This window comes from Ochrobactrum sp. XJ1 (assembly GCF_024701725.1).
GTDB classification, from domain to species: domain Bacteria; phylum Pseudomonadota; class Alphaproteobacteria; order Rhizobiales; family Rhizobiaceae; genus Brucella; species Brucella anthropi.
In genome coordinates, this window is record NZ_VDGD01000007.1 from 300,476 (window position 1) to 317,711 (window position 17,236).

Here is a 17,236-nt window from a genome sequence, read left to right on the forward strand (position 1 = left end):
CTATCCCTTTCCGCCAGCGGTCGAGCCGCGATAGAAGAGCGAGCGCACACCGAGCAGTGCCCCGACGACGAGCAATTGCACTGCCGCCATGATCATGGCGATGGATGAAGCCATGGAGTCGTCATATTGCTCGAAGGCCGCCTGTGCTGCAGCGATGGATATCACGCGGGTCGGTCCCGACGGCGCGCCCAAGAGGACAGCGGATGGAAACACAGCAAATGCCTGCACGAAGGTGAGGCAGGCCGCGACCACCAGCCCCGGCACCAGCAATGGCAGCATGACATGGCGAAAGCGCTGCCAGCTATTGGCGCCATGCGTGGCGGCGGCCCGTTCCAGTGCGGGATCAATGCCGGTTATGTAGGAAAGCGTCAGCAGGAAGGTGAACGGAAAAACCGTAATGACCAGCGATGCAAAGACCCCCCAGTAATTATTAGTGAGCTTCAGCGGATTATCGATCAGGCCAATATAGATCAGCGTGCGGCTGAACCAGCCTTGCGGCCCCAGATAATTCAAAAGACCTTCAGCAATCAGAACCGTGCCGAGCGTCACCGGCAGAACGAGGATCGTGGTCAGCAGGCGCTGGCGCGGCATCAGACGCACGCGCATGGCGATGGGAACCGCGAAAAGAACACTGATGACGGTGACAGGAATCGCAAGCCAAAGCGTCGCGCCGATGGTCTTGTAAAGATAGGGATCGGAGAAGAACTTGGTGTAATTGGCCAGTGCACCGCCGCCATCAATTGGATTGAAGGACAGAACTAGCCCGTACAGAAACGGATAGATGAATACACCCACCACAAAGAGCAGCGCGGGCAGGATCAGAAGGGTGACGCCGTCGAAGCCGCGATTTGCAAGCCGTTGTCGCAAACCGGGCTTAAGCGGTGCATCCGCGTAGGTCTCAGCCACCATCGCTCAGCCCTCCGCCGGGAAAACCAGCGCATGGCCAGCATCGACGCCCAACACGATACGACTGCCGGGCTCCACGCCCTGCGGCCCATGAAAGATCAGCTCCATCCCGGTTTCGGTGCGGGCTGTACCGACATATTCGCGCCCTCGATATTCGATGGTCTCGACGGTCGCCTGCAGGTCATTGCGATGACCCGAACCGGACACGACATCATCGCCGCGTGCCATCAGCACGGCATCGTCACCCGGCTCAAGCCCATCCATCGCACGGCCAACGAGTTCGTTCCCCGCTACGGAAATGATCGCCTGCCCGTTCTCGACGCGCACGACCTTGCCTGGCAAGGCGTTGCGGAAACCCATGAAGGCGGCGACATCACGATAGCGGGGCTCTTCGTAAAGCTCGTGCGGTTTGCCGACCTGACGGATTTCACCGTCGCGCAAGACCACGATGCGGTCGGCCAGCGACAGGGCTTCGTCTTGATCGTGGGTCACATAGATCGTCGTTGAGCCGAGCTGGTTATGGATGCGGCGGATTTCAGCGCGCATCTCAAGCCGCAGCTTCGCATCGAGATTGGAAAGCGGCTCATCCATGAGAACCACCGGCGGCTCGATGACGATGGCGCGGGCAATTGCCACGCGCTGTTGCTGGCCACCGGAAAGCTGTCCCGGCAGTTTTTCTTCCTGTCCTTGCAAGCGCACCAAAGCCAATGCGGCGCGCGCACGTTCGTTGATCTCGCTTTTTGCCAGACCGCGCATCTTGAGACCGAACCCGACATTTTGCAGGACATTCATATGCGGAAACAGCGCATAGTTCTGGAACACCATGCCGAAACCGCGATCCTCCGGTTTCAACTGGTCCACGCGCCGTTCATCGATATAGATGCCGCCGCTCGTCGTGCCGAGAAGTCCGGCGATGCAATTGAGAGCCGTCGATTTCCCGCAGCCGGAAGGTCCCAGAAGTGCGATGAACTCGCCTTTCCGGATTGTGAGGTTGATTTCCCTCAGCGCATTGAAAGTTCCGAATGATCGGCTCATCCGGTCGAGCCGGAGTTCTTGAAAGGACATTGACACAAGCACCATGATTTAGAATTGGCGACTATCAGCGGCCAGTGGCGAGCCCTTCACGGCTCACCACCCAGCCTTCGGTCAATCAACCAGCGGCGACGTCTTCGTCCCAGCGGCGGAATGCAGCGACCAGCGCCTCCGGTTCGAGCGGCAGCTCGATCGGATTATTGGCAATCCAGTCGGCATATTCCGGACGGCCAAACTCCGCGATGATGTTCTGGCTTTCCTTCGGCGCCATTTCGATGGTGACGTCCTTCACAGCAGGACCCGGATAGAAATAACCGGCATCGTAGGAATAGGCCTGCTGGTCGGGCTTGAGCGAGAACTTGATGAACTCCATCAGCACTGCGATTTTTTCCTCGGACACGCCCTTGGGAATGGCGAAGTAATGCGCATCGCAAACCCAGTGGAAGCCTTCCAGCTTGCTGACGCCCATTTCCTTCGGCACCACACCGAGCGCACGCGGATTGATGTCCCAGCCAGTGGTGGTCACCGTCATATCGCGCGTGCCTTCGCCCAGTTCCTTCATGAGCGCGCCCGTACCTGCCGGGTAGTATTCAATATTCTTGTGCAGTTCCTTCAGATAGGCCCAGGTTTTGTCCCAGCCCTTGACCGGGTCCTTCGGATCACTATCACCCAGAAGATAGGGAAGCCCCATCAGGAAGGTGCGCCCCGGACCGGAATTGGCCGGGCGAGCATAGATGAACTTGTTCGGGTTTTCCTTCGTCCAGGCCAGCAGTTCTTCAGCGGTCTTGGGCGGTGTCTTCACCTTGTCGGGGTGATATTCAAGAAGGGGGCCAGATGGATAATAGGAAACCACAACGCCCTTGCCCTTCGACATTTCCTGCATACGCCATGCTGGTTCAAGATAGATATCCTGAAGCTTCGGCAAGCCGTTATCCGGCAACGCGATGATGTCGGTCCATATGTCATCGGCAAGTCCGGCGGAAAGCGCATCCGGCCCGACGATCACCATGTCTATGTCAATTCGGTTGGCGCGCTGCTGCGCCTTGATTTTCCCCGGCAGTTCCGGCGCCGGTGCCTTGTTGAAGGTGAAGCGCGAAACCAGCGCTTTCTGCTCGGCTGCGAAATTGTCGAAGATCGGTTGGGTCAGGGCCAGATTGCCAGCGGCATCAATGACGTTGAGCGCTACTGGCGACGACGGCAGTTTCGCCGACTGTGCCCATACGCCTTTCGGCAGCATGATACCCATGCCGGTCGCAATCCCGGCCCCCGCCATGAATGTACGACGTGAAATTCCCTTATTCATGTTCTCCTCCACTTTTTGGTTTTCCGGTGCGCCCCTCTTCTCCCTGTCAGGACGGCCGGGTTTCATTTGTCAGACAATGCCATCAGTCTCCCAGCCCGAGACGATTGTCTGGAGCACCTCGCGATCATTCGCTTCAAGCTGTGGCAATCCGGGTAGTCGCACTTTTCCGACCTCAAACCCCTGAATTTGCAACGCTTCCTTCACAACAGTCACGTTCGCGCCATTACGGTACTTGGTGCGCATGGTCTCGAAATCGGCAATGCTTTCGACTACCGCCCGCGCTTTTGCGAAATCTCCCGCTTCCAGCGCATTCCAGACCGCCAGCGAACGCTTCGGTGCAACATTCACGAGGCCAGAGGTAAAGCCGCGGCCACCAAGGGCATAGAAAGGCAAGGCCCAGCTTTCCGCCAAGCCGCAGATCCAGGTCGCATCCATGCCTTTTGTCGCCCGACAGCATTCGAAGAAAAGCATCGTGTTTTGCGATGCAAACTTGACGCCTGCGACCTTGGCATGGGTCGCAAGGCGCACCATTTCATCGAGCGGAATCAGATCCGAACGGATATAGGCAACGATTGGCAAGTCTATGGCTTCGGCAATCGCGATGAAATAATCCACCTGCGCATGCGGCGCCGCAAAGGGATCAAGCGGATGATGGATCATCACGCCATCGGCACCTTCGGCTTGTGCTGCTTGTGAAATCCTGATCGCATCACGCACGGAACGGCCGGCTGCGGCTGTCACAGCAGCCTTGCCATTTGCCGCTTTCACCGCGATAGCCTGCAAGCGGATGACCTCATCCACAGTCATGCTGTAGAACTCGCCCGTATTGCCGCCGGTAACGATATTATGCACACCGGCGCCGGCGATCCGCTCGACAATTTTCGCCGTCAGCGCGTCATCGATTTCACCATCTGTATCATAGGCAGTCGCGTGCACACCCGAAATGCCCCGAAGCACCCGGCGGTATTCCGCTAGATCCATTATTTCCTCCCAATGTACTGGTCAGAAGACCAGTTCGATATGCGTGTCTCCCGCTTTCACGATGTGTTCGCGCATCAGACGCTCAGCCAGATCGCCGTTACGTGCCGTAATTGCCTTCATGATTGCTTCGTGCTCGTTGAAGGACTGCCGACGCACATCCTCGCGCGACAGAACAGTCACCCTTGCGGCGTGGTCGTACATGCGCTGTGCATTTTGCAACCGGCGCAGATATTCACATCCCGATGCCTCATGGATGCCGTCGTGGAACTTCTCGTTCAGCTCGATCAGCTGATCGACATTGCCTGCCTCGACCGCCGCCCGCATTTCTTCAATCACCGCGCGAAGAAAGCCGAACGCCTCCTCGCCGCCATGCTTGGCCGCCTGCCGCGCAATGATGCTTTCAAGCGCGGCACGAGCGAGCGTCATCTCTTCGGCCTGCCGCGCATTGAACGACACGAACGTTCCACGACGGGCCTCCGTGCGCACCAGCCCTTCTCCTTCCAGCTGGCGCAGCGCTTCTTTCAAAGGGCTCGTGCTGATGCCCAGATCGGATGCCAGCTGCCTCTCATTCAGCTTTTCGCCGGACTTGATCCGCCCGGAAATAATCGCCTCCCGCAGATTGTCATGCACATGGTCTCTGAGGCTCTTCACCTTGATCGGAGAAAGGGGGGAAACGTTATCACCCAAGGCAACACCTGTTTGTCACTGAATTCACGCTCCGATCCTGAAACAGCGAATCTGATATGTCAATATCTGATACATCAGATATCAAAGGAAACTCTTCCGCTCGTTGTCAGACAATAAAAAAGACGGCCAAAGGCCGCCTTTATTAAGCGTATCCTGATATGCAGATCAGCCTATTCCGCCGCTGAATAATGCCCCTGATCCAGCCCGGCCTGCGCAATATGCAGGCGCTTGTAGCGTCCGTCCTTCATGGCCAGAAGCTCGGCATGACTTCCCTGTTCGGCAATCCGCCCGCCTTCCACCACCAGAATGCGGTCGGCATTGACGATGGTTGCAAGGCGATGTGCGATCACCAGCGTCGTGCGCCCCCGCGAAAGCTCGGCGAGCGATTGCTGGATGGCACGTTCGGTTTCCGTATCGAGTGCGGAGGTCGCCTCATCGAGGATCAGGATCGGCGGGTTTTTCAGGAATATGCGCGCAATGGCCATGCGCTGCTTCTGCCCGCCGGAAAGTTTTACGCCGCGCTCGCCAATGACGGTGTCGTAGCCTTCCGGCAGATTGGCAATCACGCCATCAAGTCGCGCGCGGCGCGCAGCATCGACGATTTCCGCGTCGGTCGCATCGAGACGGCCATAAGCGATGTTTTCCCGGATCGTTCCGGCGAACAGGAACACATCCTGACTGACAATACCGATATTCGACCGCAGAGACTTCAGGGTCATATCGCGAATGTCGCTGCCGTCGGCAAGAATCGCGCCCTTCGTCACATCATAGAAGCGCGGCAGCAGCGAGCAGATCGTCGTCTTGCCCGCACCTGAAGGACCAACAAAGGCAATCGTTTCACCAGCACGAATGGAAATATCGAGACCATCGACAATGGGGCGCTCGGTACTATAGCCGAAACTGACATCGCGATATTCGATATCGCCGGTCAGACGTGCAACGGACTGCGCACCGGGGCGGTCTGCAATATCCGGGCGCGTATCGAGAAATTCCGTATAACGCTGAAAACCGGCAATGCCCTTCGGATATGTTTCGATGACCGAATTGATCTTTTCAATCGGGCGGAAGAACACGTTCACCAGCAGCAGGAAGCCGACAAATCCACCAGCCGTCAGTTCGCCGCGCACCACGAACCATGCGCCCGCCAGCATCACCACGACCTGCACAAAGCGCATCGACAGATAGGACAGAGACATCGACGCGGCCATGATCTTGTAGGCGGCGAGCTTGGTGGTGAGATACTTGTCGTTGCTCTCCGCGAAAAGCTGGCGTTCATGATCTTCGTTCGTGAAGGCCTGAACGACACGGATGCCGCCGACATTCTCCTCGATACGCGCGTTGAAATCACCGACGCGCCGGTAAAGCGCGTGCCATGTGTGCGTCATGCGTCCGCCATAGCGGGCGGTGACATAGGCCGACAGCGGTACGATGACGGCGGTAATCAGCGCAAGCTGCGGATGCACCCACAGCATCAGGATGAAGGCGCCGATCACGGTCATGATCGCGATGAAGACATCTTCCGGCCCGTGATGCGCCACTTCGCCGATCTCTTCCAGATCCTTGGTCAGCCGCGCCACAAGATGGCCGGTCTTCTGATTATCGAAGAAGCCGAAGGAGAGTTTCTGCAGATGATCGAAGGCCTTGCGGCGCATCTCTGTCTCGATCTTGATACCAAGCATATGCCCCCAATAGGTCACGATGACCTGCAGGAAGGCATTGACGACGTAAATGGCCAGCAAGCCGACCGCAGCAATAGCGATCACACCAAGCTGGCCGGTCGGCAACAGCTTGTCGATGAAAAGCGTAACGGCAACCGGAAAGGCAAGCTCAAGCAGGCCGGACGCCACGGCGCTGGTGAAATCCAGCGCGAACAGCCCACGATGCGGACGATAATATCCGGCAAAACGTTTCAGCAATCCAGCCATGGCACGGTTCCCTCAAGATCGTTCAGAGGGTGCCTAACTCATTCATCTCCCTATTAAAAGGGTAATTTGACCAAAGAGTTCAAGATTTGAATGCTTCTACTGCCTTTTGTCCGGAATTTCGCCGCCCGGAATGATTTTCCTATGAATACTTCGTCATAATACGATCGTGGAAAATCATTCCCAAAACCATCATCGCAACGAAGAGCCATACCTGCGGCAACCCCATGGACAGTGCGGACACGACAGGGCCGGGACAAAAGCCTGCCAGCCCCCAACCCGCGCCGAAGATGGCAGAACCGGTAATCAACCGACGGTCGATCTCAGTATTCTCCGGCAAATGGAAAGACTGGTCCAGCACCGGCCGCGCCATACGCCGCTGCAACATCACGCCGGGGATAGCCACCAGGAGGGCACCGCCCAGCACGAAGGCAAGGCTCGAGTCCCAATGGCCGCTGGTAACATTCAGGAAGCCCGTCACCCGCGATGGATCGATCATGCCCGACAGCGACAGGCCAAAACCAAAGATCGCGCCCGCAAGCAGCGTCATGGCCAGACGCGCATATGCCGACTGTTTCATAGCAATGCTCCCGAAATGCTGGCCACCACAATGCCGGTTACAAGAAAGGTGAGCGTTGCGGCTATCGAACGCCTGGAAAACCGCGCCATGCCGAGGATGCCATGACCGGATGTGCAGCCCGATCCCATCCGCGTTCCGATGCCGACCAGAAGTCCTGCCACGACGATGACGGGCCAGGACATAGCCATCGTGACCGGGGGAAATGAACCATAAATCGCCGCATAGATAATCGGCCCCAGAACGAGGCCGACGACAAAGACCGCATTGGCTGGAATCTGTTTGCCACCCAGAAGCCGCCCGACGATGCCACTGATCCCGGCGATGCGCCCATTGAAGACGAGCAGCAGGACTGCGGAAAGACCGAGCAACATGCCGCCTGCCAATGATTGCAGATAGGTTGTGATCATGCCCGTTCCTCCGGTGCGCAAAAAATGCCGTAAAGCGCCTCGATGAGTTGTGCGGCCTTGGCTTCCGTCAGCCGGTAGAAAATCTGCTTCGCTTCGCGACGGGTTTCGACAATGCCCGCTTCGCGCAGCACGCCCAGCTGTTGCGACAACGTCGGCTGGTGAATGCCAAGCGCTTCCTCCAGCTCTCCAACCGAATATTCCCGTTCTGCAAGCGTGCAGGCCAGCATAAGCCGCGCCGGATGCGACAGCGTCTTGAGGAGTTCGGCAACCTCGGTTGCCCGCCCCTCCATTTCCGTGCGCGTCATCTTGTTTTCATGGGCTGGCACTCGGCCCGAAATCGCATCCATCATAGCACCCCACTTTCAATATACAATTAAATATAATGTATATTGTTTTTTACAAGAGAGCCAGAACAATAATGCCGCCGTCCAAAATTGAACGGCGGCTTTGAGCTCAATTCTGGAGCAGTGACTGAACGGCGGCCAGTTCCGTCTGGCGCAACTCGTGCCCGCCCGGATGCCAGACCAGCTCGACATCAGCTTTCTGGCGCTCGAAATAATGTGCAAGCGCTTCTGTCAGATCCGGCGGACAGATCGGGTCCATCCGCCCGGCAGTCATCAGAATTTTCGCGCCTTCGAGCGCCGGATTGTCCTTCGGCCTGAATGGCACCAGCGGATGCAGAAGTGCCGCCTTGTCGAACACCCTACCTTTCTCGATCAGCAGGTTCGCCATGATATTGGCGCCATTGGAATAGCCGAGCCCGATCACTTCGGATGGCTTGTGCTGAGCCACAAGGCCAGCGATGAAATCGGCCATCTTGTCGGTGGCGCGAGCGAGGTCTTCCATATCGTAGACGCCCTCGCCTGTGCGGCGGAAGAAGCGCGCAGCGCCATATTCCGACACATCACCGCGTGGCGACACGATGGTCGCTTCCGGCAAAAGCTGTTCCGCCAGACCGAAAAACTGGTTTTCATCGCCGCCCGTACCGTGAAACACGATGAACAGCGGCGCTCCGTTCGCACCGGCCTTCAGCCGGTGCTCATAGGTTTGGGTTGTCATGTTCGATCTCCTGTCCCGACGTCTTCAGATCTTGTCCAGATGCTCTTCGAGATAGCCACGCAGATGCTGGTGCTGCTCCGGCAGCTTCAGCGCTTCACCGAGATGGGCCGTATCCTCGTCGCGGTCGAAACCGGGTTCGTTGGTCGCCACCTCGAACAGCACGCCGCCCGGCGTGCGGAAATAGATCGCCCAGAAGTAATCGCGGTCGATGACCGGTGTGACGTGATAGCCCGTATCCATCAGCGCCTTGCGCACCTCCAGCTGCTTCTCGCGGTTTTCGACAGCGAATGCCACATGATGCACGGAACCGGCACCCTGCTGGTTGCGACCAACTGCTGGCAAGGTTTCCAGATCGATGACGCTCGCACCATTGCCTTCCGGCATGATGAGCCGGGTGACACCATCCTTCGCATCGAGCTTCTGGTATCCCATATATTTCAGCAATTCCGAGGTCGCGCCTTCGTCGCGAAGCCGCATTGAGACCGAATGAAAGCCACGGATGGCGTGCTCGGCATCAATCCCCTCATGTGCCCACGGCGCACGCGGATCGTCCTTCACTTCAACCAGTGCAAAACTGTCGCCATCCGGTCCACGGAAATGGATACGCTTTTCGCCGAACGCCTCGTCTCCGGATTCAATCTTGACGGCGGATTGCTCGAAACGATCCTTCCAGAAGCCAAGAGAACCCTGCGGCACGGCAAATACCGTCGTCCCCACCTCGCCCGTACCATCGCGACCGCGCGGCATGCCGGGAAATGGAAAATAGGTCATGACAGTGCCGGGCGTGCCTAGTTCATCACCATAATAGAGATGATAGACACTCGGATCGTCGAAATTGACGGTCTTCTTGACGCGGCGCAGTCCCAGAATATCGGTGAAAAAGCGGTTATTGGAGCGCGCATCGGCGGCAAGCGAGGTCACGTGGTGGAGGCCCTTGATCTGATTAAGCATGGCTATCTCTCCTGTTGTGTTACCGCCAATATAGCCATCAGTATGATCATTGAAACATTGACAATCATGCACAGATTGTATCGATTTCAGATACAGTTGCAGGCAATGATGATTTCCATCTAGACGTACTGCCCATTCAAAGTTTAGCTACCTGCAACAGCAATATAAAAAGGTTCCCCATGGCGTCCGGTTTGTTCGCGCTTCTCGATGATGTCGCAGCCATTGCGAAAATGGCGGCAGCTTCGCTCGACGATGTTGCAGGACAGACGGCAAAGGCCAGCGCCAAGGCAGCAGGCATCGTAATTGATGATACGGCCGTCACGCCGAAATATGTTGTGGGGCTGAAGCCGGAACGTGAATTGCCGGTCATCTGGAAAATCACCAAGGGATCGCTGCGCAACAAGCTCATCGTCCTGCTGCCGCTGGCGCTCATCCTCGGCTATTTCGCACCATCCTTCATCATGCCGCTTCTGATGATCGGCGGTGTCTATCTGGCCTTTGAAGGAACGGAAAAGCTGGTGGAGTTCTTCATCCCGCACAAGGAAGAGGAACATGAGGAAACCAAGGGCACGACTGCCAAGGAGATCGAGGAAACAACCGTCAGCGGTGCGATCCGCACGGACTTCATCCTGTCGGCGGAAATCATGGCGCTGACGCTGGCGGGCCTGGCTCCGTCGAGCATTTATACGCAGGCGGCCATCCTCGCCGCAGTCGGCATATTGATCACCTTCGCCGTTTATGGCGTGGTCGGCATCATCGTGAAGCTCGACGATATGGGCGTCTCGCTCGTGCGCAACAGTCACACGGCTTTCGGCAGGCAACTCGGCAAGGGGCTGGTCGCGGGCATGCCCATCATATTGAAGGTTCTGAGCACTGTCGGCACCATCGCCATGCTTTGGGTCGGCGGCAGCATCATCGTACATGGGCTGGATTCCATCGGCATCCATAGCGTTGAAGCCTTCATCCATTCCATCGTCTCGCACCTGCCGACCGAGGGCACCCGGTTTGCAGCCGCCTTCGAATGGATCGCCACCTCCTTCCTACAGGCTGTACTTGCGGTTCTAATCGGTATTGTCGTCGTGATAGCCGTCAACGTCTTCAAGGCCCTGAAAGCGAAGGCCTAGAGCGCGTTTCGATCTGATTGCATCAGATCGGCGCCCTATCTGTTTGTTTTCACGCATGTCTTCATCCCGAAACCGGTTCTCACTTTCGGGAGACATGCTCTAACTTCAGGCCAGATAGCGCTTGAACCATTCGATTGTCCGATCCCATGCGAGCTTCGCCGCCGCTTCGTCGTAGCGCGGTGTGGAATCGTTGTGGAAGCCATGATTGACGCCCGGATAGATGTAAGCCTCGTAGGTCTTGCCGTTCTTTTTCAACGCTTCCTCATAAGCGGGCCAGCCCTCATTGATGCGGGTATCCAGTTCGGCATAGTGCAACAGGATAGGCGCCTTGATGCGCGGCACTTCATCCGCCGGAGCCTGCCTGCCATAGAAAGGCACAGCGGCTGCGAGTTCCGGAAAGGCGACCGCCGCCGCATTGGCAACACCACCGCCATAGCAGAAGCCGGTAATGCCGACCTTTCCGGTCGTCAGATCGCTTTTCATCATGAAATCGACCGCCGCAAAGAAGTCGTTCATCAGCTTGGTCGGGTCGACCTGCTGCTGTAATTCGCGGCCCTTATCGTCATTGCCGGGATAGCCACCAACCGAAGTGAGACCGTCGGGCGCGAGTGCGATGAAACCGGCCTTTGCGACCCGGCGGGCGACGTCTTCGATATACGGGTTCAGTCCGCGATTTTCGTGCACGACCACGACGGCGGGCAGCTTGCCCTGCAGCTTGGCCGGTCGCACCAGATAGGCTCGAACCTCACCGTTTCCTTCCGGTGACGGATAGGTGATGTATTCGGGATGGATGTCGGGATCGGTGAATTCGACCTGTTGCGCCATCGCATAATCGGGACTGAGCGAGGCCAGTATGGTTGTGGCCGTCATGGTGCCGACCGCAAACTTTGCAGCCTTGTCCAGAAACTCTCGTTTGGTTATCCGGCCATGGGCATAGAAATCGTAGAGTTCGAGAAGTTCTTGCGGGAAATCCTTCGCCGTCAGACGTGTCATGGTCAGCCCTTCCTCTCAAAGAAGGTCAGTCTAGCACAAGGTTGAAATGGAGCCACACCGCTGCCAGCAATGCATGTCGGCAGCTTCTTCACATTGATTGAAACCAACTTTACTGCATTCGTCTTTCAAAACAAAAGGCCCGGCAAAAGCCGGGTCTTTTCAATGAATTATATCCGAGAGCATCAGATATTCGGCTCGATCTTGCCCTTGCCTTTAGCCCCGCCTTTATCCTTGGCCGTGAGCTTGTCGATATAGGCGAGGAACAGCGCCGAAAACACGAATGCCAGATGGATGATGGTGAACCACAGCAACTGGTTTGACGTGTAGGTGGTGGCGTTGAGGAATATCTGCAGCAGATGAATCGACGAGATCGCCACGATGGTCGAGGCAACCTTGATCTTGAGCGAGCCCGCATCGATGGTGCCAAGCCAGTGCACCTCGTCGCCAGCCTGATCGAAGCGGCTGACGAAATTCTCATAGCCCGAAATGATGACCATCACCACGAGGCTCGCAATCAACGCCGCGTCGATGAGCCCGAGGACTTTCAGGATCGTGTCGGTATCATTCAGCGCGGTAACTTTCGTTGCAAAATCGAACAGCTTGCCCACGAAGGATACAGCATAGATCGCCAGCGCAACGGCGAGGCCGAGATAGAAGACAACCAGCAGCCAGCGTGACGCCAGAATGATATTTTCGATCAGAAGTTCAATTCGTTTCATCGATCCGGTTCCAGGTAATCATATCGACACCTCTTAAAAAACCGCGCGCTTTTGGCAAGCGCGTCAGATATTGAATGATGTGCAAAAGTAGGATCGCGACTGCTTTCTTACAATATCAGCTTTCGTCTGCTGCTTGCAGCAATTCCAGTGCGAGCTTGCGCGCGCCCGCAGAAATATCCGGATTGAAGACCAGCCAATAACCCTTGTCGCTCGTCTGCGACACCTCGCAAGCATGGACAAGCTGCCCGCGCTGCACGGCCCCGTCGATCAGCCCCGCCCAGCCAAGCGCCACCCCCTGATCGGCAATGGCTGCCTCGATCACCAGATTATAGGTGTTGAAGACCAGCCCGTAATTGCCGTCCTCGATGTCCTCACCGATAGCATCGAGCCATGACTGCCATGTGAACCAGCGATCACCCTGCAGCGTATCCAGATGCAGCAGTGAAGCGGCGCCAAGCCGTTTCCCATCCGGAAACGGGCCATGCTCGGCAAGATAGGTTGGCGAACAGACCGGCACGACTTTTTCACCGATGAAGGCGATAGCGTCCTTCGGGAAATCCTCGCGACCGCCGAAAAGGACCGAAATATCCGCGTCACGCCGGTCGAGTGGCTGAAGCATGGATGATGCCGTGATGCGCACATCCACCTCCGGATGTTTCGGGCGAAACTGCGCGACACGCGGCATCAGCCAGAATGTCGCGAAGCCATAGTCGGTCGCGATCCGCAGTCCCGGCGCGCGCTGACGGCGTTTGATCTGCTGCACCGCCTCATCGATTCCATCGAGACCGGAGCGCACTGCCTCATAAAGAATGCGGCCTTCGGGTAATATCTCAACGCCGCGCGCCCGCCGGGCGAACAGCGCAACGCCCAGACGCTCCTCGATACGTTTTATTTGATAGCTGACCGCCGGTTGCGTCATGCCGAGTTCACGCGCTGCAAGGGTCAGATTTTCCAATCGTCCCACCGCTTCGAAAACGCCAAGGCTGCCAAGGTCCCAGGATGGAGAAACCATAAATACTTTCTATAGCTTCGATAAAAAATGAATGGGTTTTTCCTTAGCCTAAATGATGTTCTCCTTAAAGTAGAAACATAAGACATAACTGGTCTTAATCTATAGGAGGGGTCACAAAATGCGCTACTTGAAGATTGCGGCACTGGCGTTCACGGCACTGGCGGGGCTTTCAGGAGCGGCTTCTGCTGCCGATCCCGCCGCTTGCGAAACCATCCGGCTGTCCGATCCGGGCTGGACCGACATCACCTCCACCAACTCCGTCGCAAGCGTGCTGCTGGAAGGTCTCGGCTATAAGCCCGATGTAAAAACCATGTCCGTGCCCATCGGCTATGAGGCGCTCAAGACTGGCAATCTTGACGTTTTCCTCGGCAACTGGATGCCCGCACAACAGAAGTTCCGTGACGATCTCGACAAGGCGAAAGCCGCCGAAGTCATCGTGAAAAACCTCGAAGGGGCAAAGTTCACGCTGGCCGTGCCGGATTATGTGGCAAGCGAAGGCGTGAAGGACTTTGCCGACCTCGCCGCCCATGCGGACAAATTTGGCAAGGAAATCTACGGCATCGAGCCGGGTGCACCTGCCAACCAGAACATCCAGAAAATCATCGAGGACCACAAGTTCAAGCTCGACGGCTGGAAGCTGGTGGAATCGAGCGAGCAGGCCATGCTCGCGCAGGTGGATCGCAAGAACAAGGATAAGGCATGGGTCGTGTTTCTGGCCTGGGCGCCGCACCCGATGAACAACAAGCTCAAGATAGAATATCTGGCGGGTGGCGATGACTATTTCGGCCCGAATTTCGGCGGCGCGGAAGTCTACACGCTTGGCCGCACCGGCTGGGCCGCACAATGCCCCAATGCCGCAACGTTCTTCAAGAACCTCACTTTCACTGTCGATATCGAGAATGAGCTGATGGGCAAGATTCTCGATGAAGGTGCGGAAGGGCCTGCAGCCGCCAAGGAATGGCTGAAGGCGCATCCGGACCAGATCGACAAATGGCTTGCGGGCGTCACCACCTTCAAGGGCGAACCGGGCGCGGAAGCCGTCAAGGCAAACCTCGGTCTTTAACCGAGAACAACACGCACTTTGCAGGCGGGCGTTTCAGCGCCCGCCGTTTCGCGTTCCCACACTTGCCAACGGTCCCGCACAATGAAAAAGCCGAATATCCTCATCCTCATGGTCGATCAGCTGAACGGCACGTTCTTTCCGGACGGCCCGGCCGAATTCCTGCATGTTCCCAATCTGAGAAAGCTTGCCGAACGTTCCGCACGTTTTGCCAACTGCTACACGGCAAGCCCTCTTTGCGCCCCGGCGCGTGCGTCGTTCATGTCGGGCCAGTTGCCGTTTCGAACTGGCGTCTATGACAATGCGGCGGAGTTTTCGTCTGAAATCCCAACCTATGCGCATCACCTTCGCAACGCTGGCTACCAGACGGCGCTTTCCGGCAAGATGCATTTCGTCGGTCCGGATCAGCTGCACGGTTTCGAGCAGCGGCTCACCACCGACATCTACCCGGCAGATTTCGGCTGGACGCCGGATTATCGCAAGCCCGGTGAACGTATCGACTGGTGGTATCACAATCTCGGTTCGATCACCGGAGCGGGTTCCGCCGAAATCACCAACCAGCTCGAATATGACGATGAAGTTGCCTATCAGGCCGAAGCGAAGCTCTATGATCTGGCGCGCGGCCACGACGAGCGGCCATGGTGTCTGACTGTCAGCTTTACCCACCCACATGACCCTTACGTAGCGCGCAAGCGCTTCTTCGATCTCTATGCGGACATTCCCGAACTTGATCCGAAAATCGGACCGCTGGCTGAAAGCGAGATCGACCCGCACACCGAACGCCTGTTACGGGCCTGCAAGGCCGAGGACTACGATCTGACCCGCGAGCAGGTTCGCACGGCACGTCAGGCCTATTTCGCCAATATCTCCTATGTGGATGACAAGATCGGCGCCCTGCTCGATGTCGTCGAACGCTGCGGCATGGCGGAAGACACGATTGTCGTCTTCACTTCCGATCACGGCGATATGCTTGGCGAACGCGGCTTGTGGTTCAAGATGAGCTTCTTCGATGGCTCCGCTCGCGTCCCGTTGATGATTGCGGCCCCGCAATTGCGGGCTGGCCGCGTGGATGCGCCCGTCTCGACGCTCGACGTTCTGCCGACACTGGCCGACCTTGCCGGGATCGACCTCAAGGGCATCATGCCGTGGACCGACGGCGTTTCACTGACAGATGTTGCCTCTGGCGCGGAGCGCGGGGCGGTGCCTATGGAATATGCAGCCGAAGGCACCATTGCGCCAATGATCTCGCTGCGGGATGGCGACTGGAAGCTCAACCTGTGCCGCGCCGACCCGCCACAATTGTTCAACCTTGCCGACGATCCCGACGAGCTGCGCAATCTGGCGGAACTGCCGGAATTCAAAACCGCTCTGGACGACCTTCTGGCCAAAGCTGAAAAACGCTGGAATCTGGAACGCTACGATGCCGACGTCCGGGCCAGTCAGGCGCGTCGCCACGTCGTCTATCCGGCGTTGCGCAACGGCGCCTACTATCCATGGGACTACCAGCCGCTGCAAAAGGCGTCCGAGCGCTATATGCGCAACCACATGGACCTGAACGTGCTGGAAGAAAACCAGCGCTTTCCGCGCTGATTAGCAAAGCGGGGCCTCACAGCCCCGCTTGCTCAAACCCTTACTGTTCCGAGAACTCCAGAACCGTGCCGCTGGCATTTTCCGGCGCCACGGCGATGCCCGCAGATGTCTTCACGTGGGAAATTCCGTTGGTATCGAGAACGCCGCGCGCCTCGTCCAGCGAAGCGACCCGGATGCGCAGAACGGCGAAAGCCTTGCCCGGTGTCCGGGCAAAATCCACACCGGGATAGATTGCAGCGGCTTTCTCCTCACTCACAACCCATATGTCTGCCGAACGTGAGCCTGTCGAAACCTTCCAGCCACCATCCTGTACCTCTGCCTTGCCATTGGCGTACAGGCGGGCAAAACCATTGGCAGCAGCTTCCGGATCGGATGAGATGGCAACAATGGCGGAAAGGCCATTTGCACCATTTGCATGTTCGATCAGTTCCGGCAGCCAGACTGTTTCGCGGGTCTTGTGCTGGCACATGAAGACCATACCTTGCGGCACTTCACTTTCCGCGAAAGACACCGTTTCAAAAGCCGCAACACCCTCGCCGCCGCCCGGCAGTTCTACGGGACGCTGAAACGCGCCAACCTCGCCGGTCTTGATGCCAAGTGCGTCCAGTTCCGCCTTGGCATCGCGCGCATTGTCGATGCGGCAGGCAATGGCATGGAGTCCTTCGCCCTGCGCTGCCAGCTTCTCGCGCTGATGCAGATTGCCCGACGTCTCGGCGACGATGCCGAGCAGCTCGAAATAATCTTCCGGAAACATGATGGTGTAGTTGCCGGTGCCCTTTTCCTTGCTGTGGAGGCCACGTGGGCTCAGCGTAAATCCGAAACGGCGATATTGTTCGGCACTTTTCTCCAGATCGCCGACCAGCAGGAAAATATGATCGACGCCTTTGACCGGATGAGACATACAAAACTT

The 17,236-nt window shown here is 57.4% G+C and carries 18 protein-coding genes; 3 read left to right on the forward strand and 15 right to left on the reverse strand.

Features of this window, described 5'->3' with window-relative positions; all coding sequences use genetic code 11:
* The 11 genes from FG152_RS14910 to FG152_RS14960 all read right to left on the reverse strand — a co-directional run bounded on the left by FG152_RS14910 (position 1) and on the right by FG152_RS14960 (position 9,828).
* The gene (locus FG152_RS14910) at positions 1-909 is read right to left on the reverse strand and encodes an ABC transporter permease (RefSeq protein ID WP_010658537.1); all 909 of its coding nucleotides are present in this window, start codon (positions 907-909) and stop codon (positions 1-3) included.
* 3 nt (positions 910-912) lie between these two features.
* Positions 913-1,986, reverse strand: coding sequence for an ABC transporter ATP-binding protein (locus FG152_RS14915; protein WP_029375919.1), 1,074 nt, complete (start codon positions 1,984-1,986; stop codon positions 913-915).
* A 70-nt stretch (positions 1,987-2,056) separates the two neighbouring features.
* A complete protein-coding gene (locus tag FG152_RS14920; protein WP_043063088.1) occupies positions 2,057-3,211 on the reverse strand; it encodes an extracellular solute-binding protein in 1,155 nt (384 codons plus the stop codon).
* Positions 3,212-3,310: 99 nt separating this feature from the next.
* Positions 3,311-4,222 (reverse strand): dihydrodipicolinate synthase family protein, encoded by a 912-nt coding sequence (locus FG152_RS14925; protein ID WP_010658534.1) that lies wholly within the window; start codon positions 4,220-4,222, stop codon positions 3,311-3,313.
* Positions 4,223-4,243: 21 nt separating this feature from the next.
* Positions 4,244-4,852: a GntR family transcriptional regulator gene (locus FG152_RS14930; RefSeq protein ID WP_010658533.1), complete on the reverse strand. Its 609-nt coding sequence runs from the start codon at positions 4,850-4,852 to the stop codon at positions 4,244-4,246.
* A gap of 227 nt (positions 4,853-5,079) precedes the next feature.
* The gene (locus FG152_RS14935; RefSeq protein ID WP_010658532.1) at positions 5,080-6,834 is read right to left on the reverse strand and encodes an ABC transporter ATP-binding protein; all 1,755 of its coding nucleotides are present in this window, start codon (positions 6,832-6,834) and stop codon (positions 5,080-5,082) included.
* Positions 6,835-6,973: 139 nt separating this feature from the next.
* On the reverse strand, positions 6,974-7,411 hold the full coding sequence (locus FG152_RS14940; protein ID WP_010658531.1) for a YeeE/YedE family protein: 438 nt from the start codon (positions 7,409-7,411) through the stop codon (positions 6,974-6,976).
* Complete coding sequence (locus FG152_RS14945; RefSeq protein WP_010658530.1) at positions 7,408-7,818, reverse strand: YeeE/YedE family protein; 411 nt, start codon at positions 7,816-7,818, stop codon at positions 7,408-7,410. The genes FG152_RS14940 and FG152_RS14945 overlap by 4 nt, the downstream gene beginning before the upstream one ends.
* Positions 7,815-8,165 carry a sulfite-sensing transcriptional repressor BigR gene (gene bigR / locus FG152_RS14950; RefSeq protein WP_036563524.1) on the reverse strand — a complete coding sequence of 117 codons (351 nt, stop codon included), beginning with the start codon at positions 8,163-8,165 and terminating at the stop codon, positions 7,815-7,817. The genes FG152_RS14945 and bigR overlap by 4 nt, the downstream gene beginning before the upstream one ends.
* A gap of 106 nt (positions 8,166-8,271) precedes the next feature.
* Positions 8,272-8,877 carry an alpha/beta hydrolase gene (locus FG152_RS14955; protein ID WP_010658528.1) on the reverse strand — a complete coding sequence of 202 codons (606 nt, stop codon included), beginning with the start codon at positions 8,875-8,877 and terminating at the stop codon, positions 8,272-8,274.
* Positions 8,878-8,901: 24 nt separating this feature from the next.
* A complete protein-coding gene (locus FG152_RS14960; RefSeq protein ID WP_010658527.1) occupies positions 8,902-9,828 on the reverse strand; it encodes a VOC family protein in 927 nt (308 codons plus the stop codon).
* A gap of 179 nt (positions 9,829-10,007) precedes the next feature.
* Between FG152_RS14960 and FG152_RS14965 the strand changes: the two genes are divergently transcribed.
* Positions 10,008-10,952, forward strand: a complete 945-nt coding sequence (locus FG152_RS14965; protein WP_010658526.1) for a DUF808 domain-containing protein — start codon at positions 10,008-10,010, stop codon at positions 10,950-10,952.
* Between the two features lie 105 nt (positions 10,953-11,057).
* Here the strand turns inward: FG152_RS14965 and yghX are convergent, their stop codons facing one another.
* The 3 genes from yghX to FG152_RS14980 all read right to left on the reverse strand — a co-directional run bounded on the left by yghX (position 11,058) and on the right by FG152_RS14980 (position 13,676).
* Positions 11,058-11,945, reverse strand: coding sequence for a YghX family hydrolase (gene yghX / locus FG152_RS14970; protein ID WP_010658525.1), 888 nt, complete (start codon positions 11,943-11,945; stop codon positions 11,058-11,060).
* 182 nt (positions 11,946-12,127) lie between these two features.
* Positions 12,128-12,664 carry a TIGR00645 family protein gene (locus FG152_RS14975; protein WP_010658524.1) on the reverse strand — a complete coding sequence of 179 codons (537 nt, stop codon included), beginning with the start codon at positions 12,662-12,664 and terminating at the stop codon, positions 12,128-12,130.
* Positions 12,665-12,779: 115 nt separating this feature from the next.
* Complete coding sequence (locus FG152_RS14980) at positions 12,780-13,676, reverse strand: LysR substrate-binding domain-containing protein (RefSeq protein WP_010658523.1); 897 nt, start codon at positions 13,674-13,676, stop codon at positions 12,780-12,782.
* A 118-nt stretch (positions 13,677-13,794) separates the two neighbouring features.
* Here FG152_RS14980 and choX point away from each other — a divergent pair, with 118 nt between their 5' ends.
* Both choX and betC read left to right on the forward strand, forming a co-directional pair.
* Positions 13,795-14,739, forward strand: coding sequence for a choline ABC transporter substrate-binding protein (gene choX, locus FG152_RS14985; protein WP_010658522.1), 945 nt, complete (start codon positions 13,795-13,797; stop codon positions 14,737-14,739).
* Between the two features lie 81 nt (positions 14,740-14,820).
* The gene (gene betC, locus FG152_RS14990) at positions 14,821-16,326 is read left to right on the forward strand and encodes a choline-sulfatase (protein WP_010658521.1); all 1,506 of its coding nucleotides are present in this window, start codon (positions 14,821-14,823) and stop codon (positions 16,324-16,326) included.
* A 40-nt stretch (positions 16,327-16,366) separates the two neighbouring features.
* Here betC and FG152_RS14995 read toward each other — a convergent pair whose 3' ends face one another.
* A complete protein-coding gene (locus tag FG152_RS14995) occupies positions 16,367-17,227 on the reverse strand; it encodes a VOC family protein (RefSeq protein ID WP_010658520.1) in 861 nt (286 codons plus the stop codon).
* Positions 17,228-17,236 lie beyond the last annotated feature (9 nt).

Coding starts and splice junctions, on each gene's coding strand:
- FG152_RS14965 (WP_010658526.1), top strand. CDS start 10,008: ATGGCGTCCGGTTTGTTCGCGCTTCTCGATGATGTCGCAGCCATTGCG.
- bigR (WP_036563524.1), bottom strand. CDS start 8,165: ATGGATGCGATTTCGGGCCGAGTGCCAGCCCATGAAAACAAGATGACG.
- FG152_RS14915 (WP_029375919.1), bottom strand. CDS start 1,986: ATGGTGCTTGTGTCAATGTCCTTTCAAGAACTCCGGCTCGACCGGATG.
- choX (WP_010658522.1), top strand. CDS start 13,795: ATGCGCTACTTGAAGATTGCGGCACTGGCGTTCACGGCACTGGCGGGG.
- FG152_RS14995 (WP_010658520.1), bottom strand. CDS start 17,227: ATGTCTCATCCGGTCAAAGGCGTCGATCATATTTTCCTGCTGGTCGGC.
- FG152_RS14920 (WP_043063088.1), bottom strand. CDS start 3,211: ATGGCGGGGGCCGGGATTGCGACCGGCATGGGTATCATGCTGCCGAAA.
- FG152_RS14925 (WP_010658534.1), bottom strand. CDS start 4,222: ATGGATCTAGCGGAATACCGCCGGGTGCTTCGGGGCATTTCGGGTGTG.
- FG152_RS14955 (WP_010658528.1), bottom strand. CDS start 8,877: ATGACAACCCAAACCTATGAGCACCGGCTGAAGGCCGGTGCGAACGGA.
- FG152_RS14975 (WP_010658524.1), bottom strand. CDS start 12,664: ATGAAACGAATTGAACTTCTGATCGAAAATATCATTCTGGCGTCACGC.
- FG152_RS14910 (WP_010658537.1), bottom strand. CDS start 909: ATGGTGGCTGAGACCTACGCGGATGCACCGCTTAAGCCCGGTTTGCGA.
- FG152_RS14935 (WP_010658532.1), bottom strand. CDS start 6,834: ATGGCTGGATTGCTGAAACGTTTTGCCGGATATTATCGTCCGCATCGT.
- betC (WP_010658521.1), top strand. CDS start 14,821: ATGAAAAAGCCGAATATCCTCATCCTCATGGTCGATCAGCTGAACGGC.
- FG152_RS14945 (WP_010658530.1), bottom strand. CDS start 7,818: ATGATCACAACCTATCTGCAATCATTGGCAGGCGGCATGTTGCTCGGT.
- FG152_RS14940 (WP_010658531.1), bottom strand. CDS start 7,411: ATGAAACAGTCGGCATATGCGCGTCTGGCCATGACGCTGCTTGCGGGC.
- FG152_RS14980 (WP_010658523.1), bottom strand. CDS start 13,676: ATGGTTTCTCCATCCTGGGACCTTGGCAGCCTTGGCGTTTTCGAAGCG.
- FG152_RS14960 (WP_010658527.1), bottom strand. CDS start 9,828: ATGCTTAATCAGATCAAGGGCCTCCACCACGTGACCTCGCTTGCCGCC.
- yghX (WP_010658525.1), bottom strand. CDS start 11,945: ATGACACGTCTGACGGCGAAGGATTTCCCGCAAGAACTTCTCGAACTC.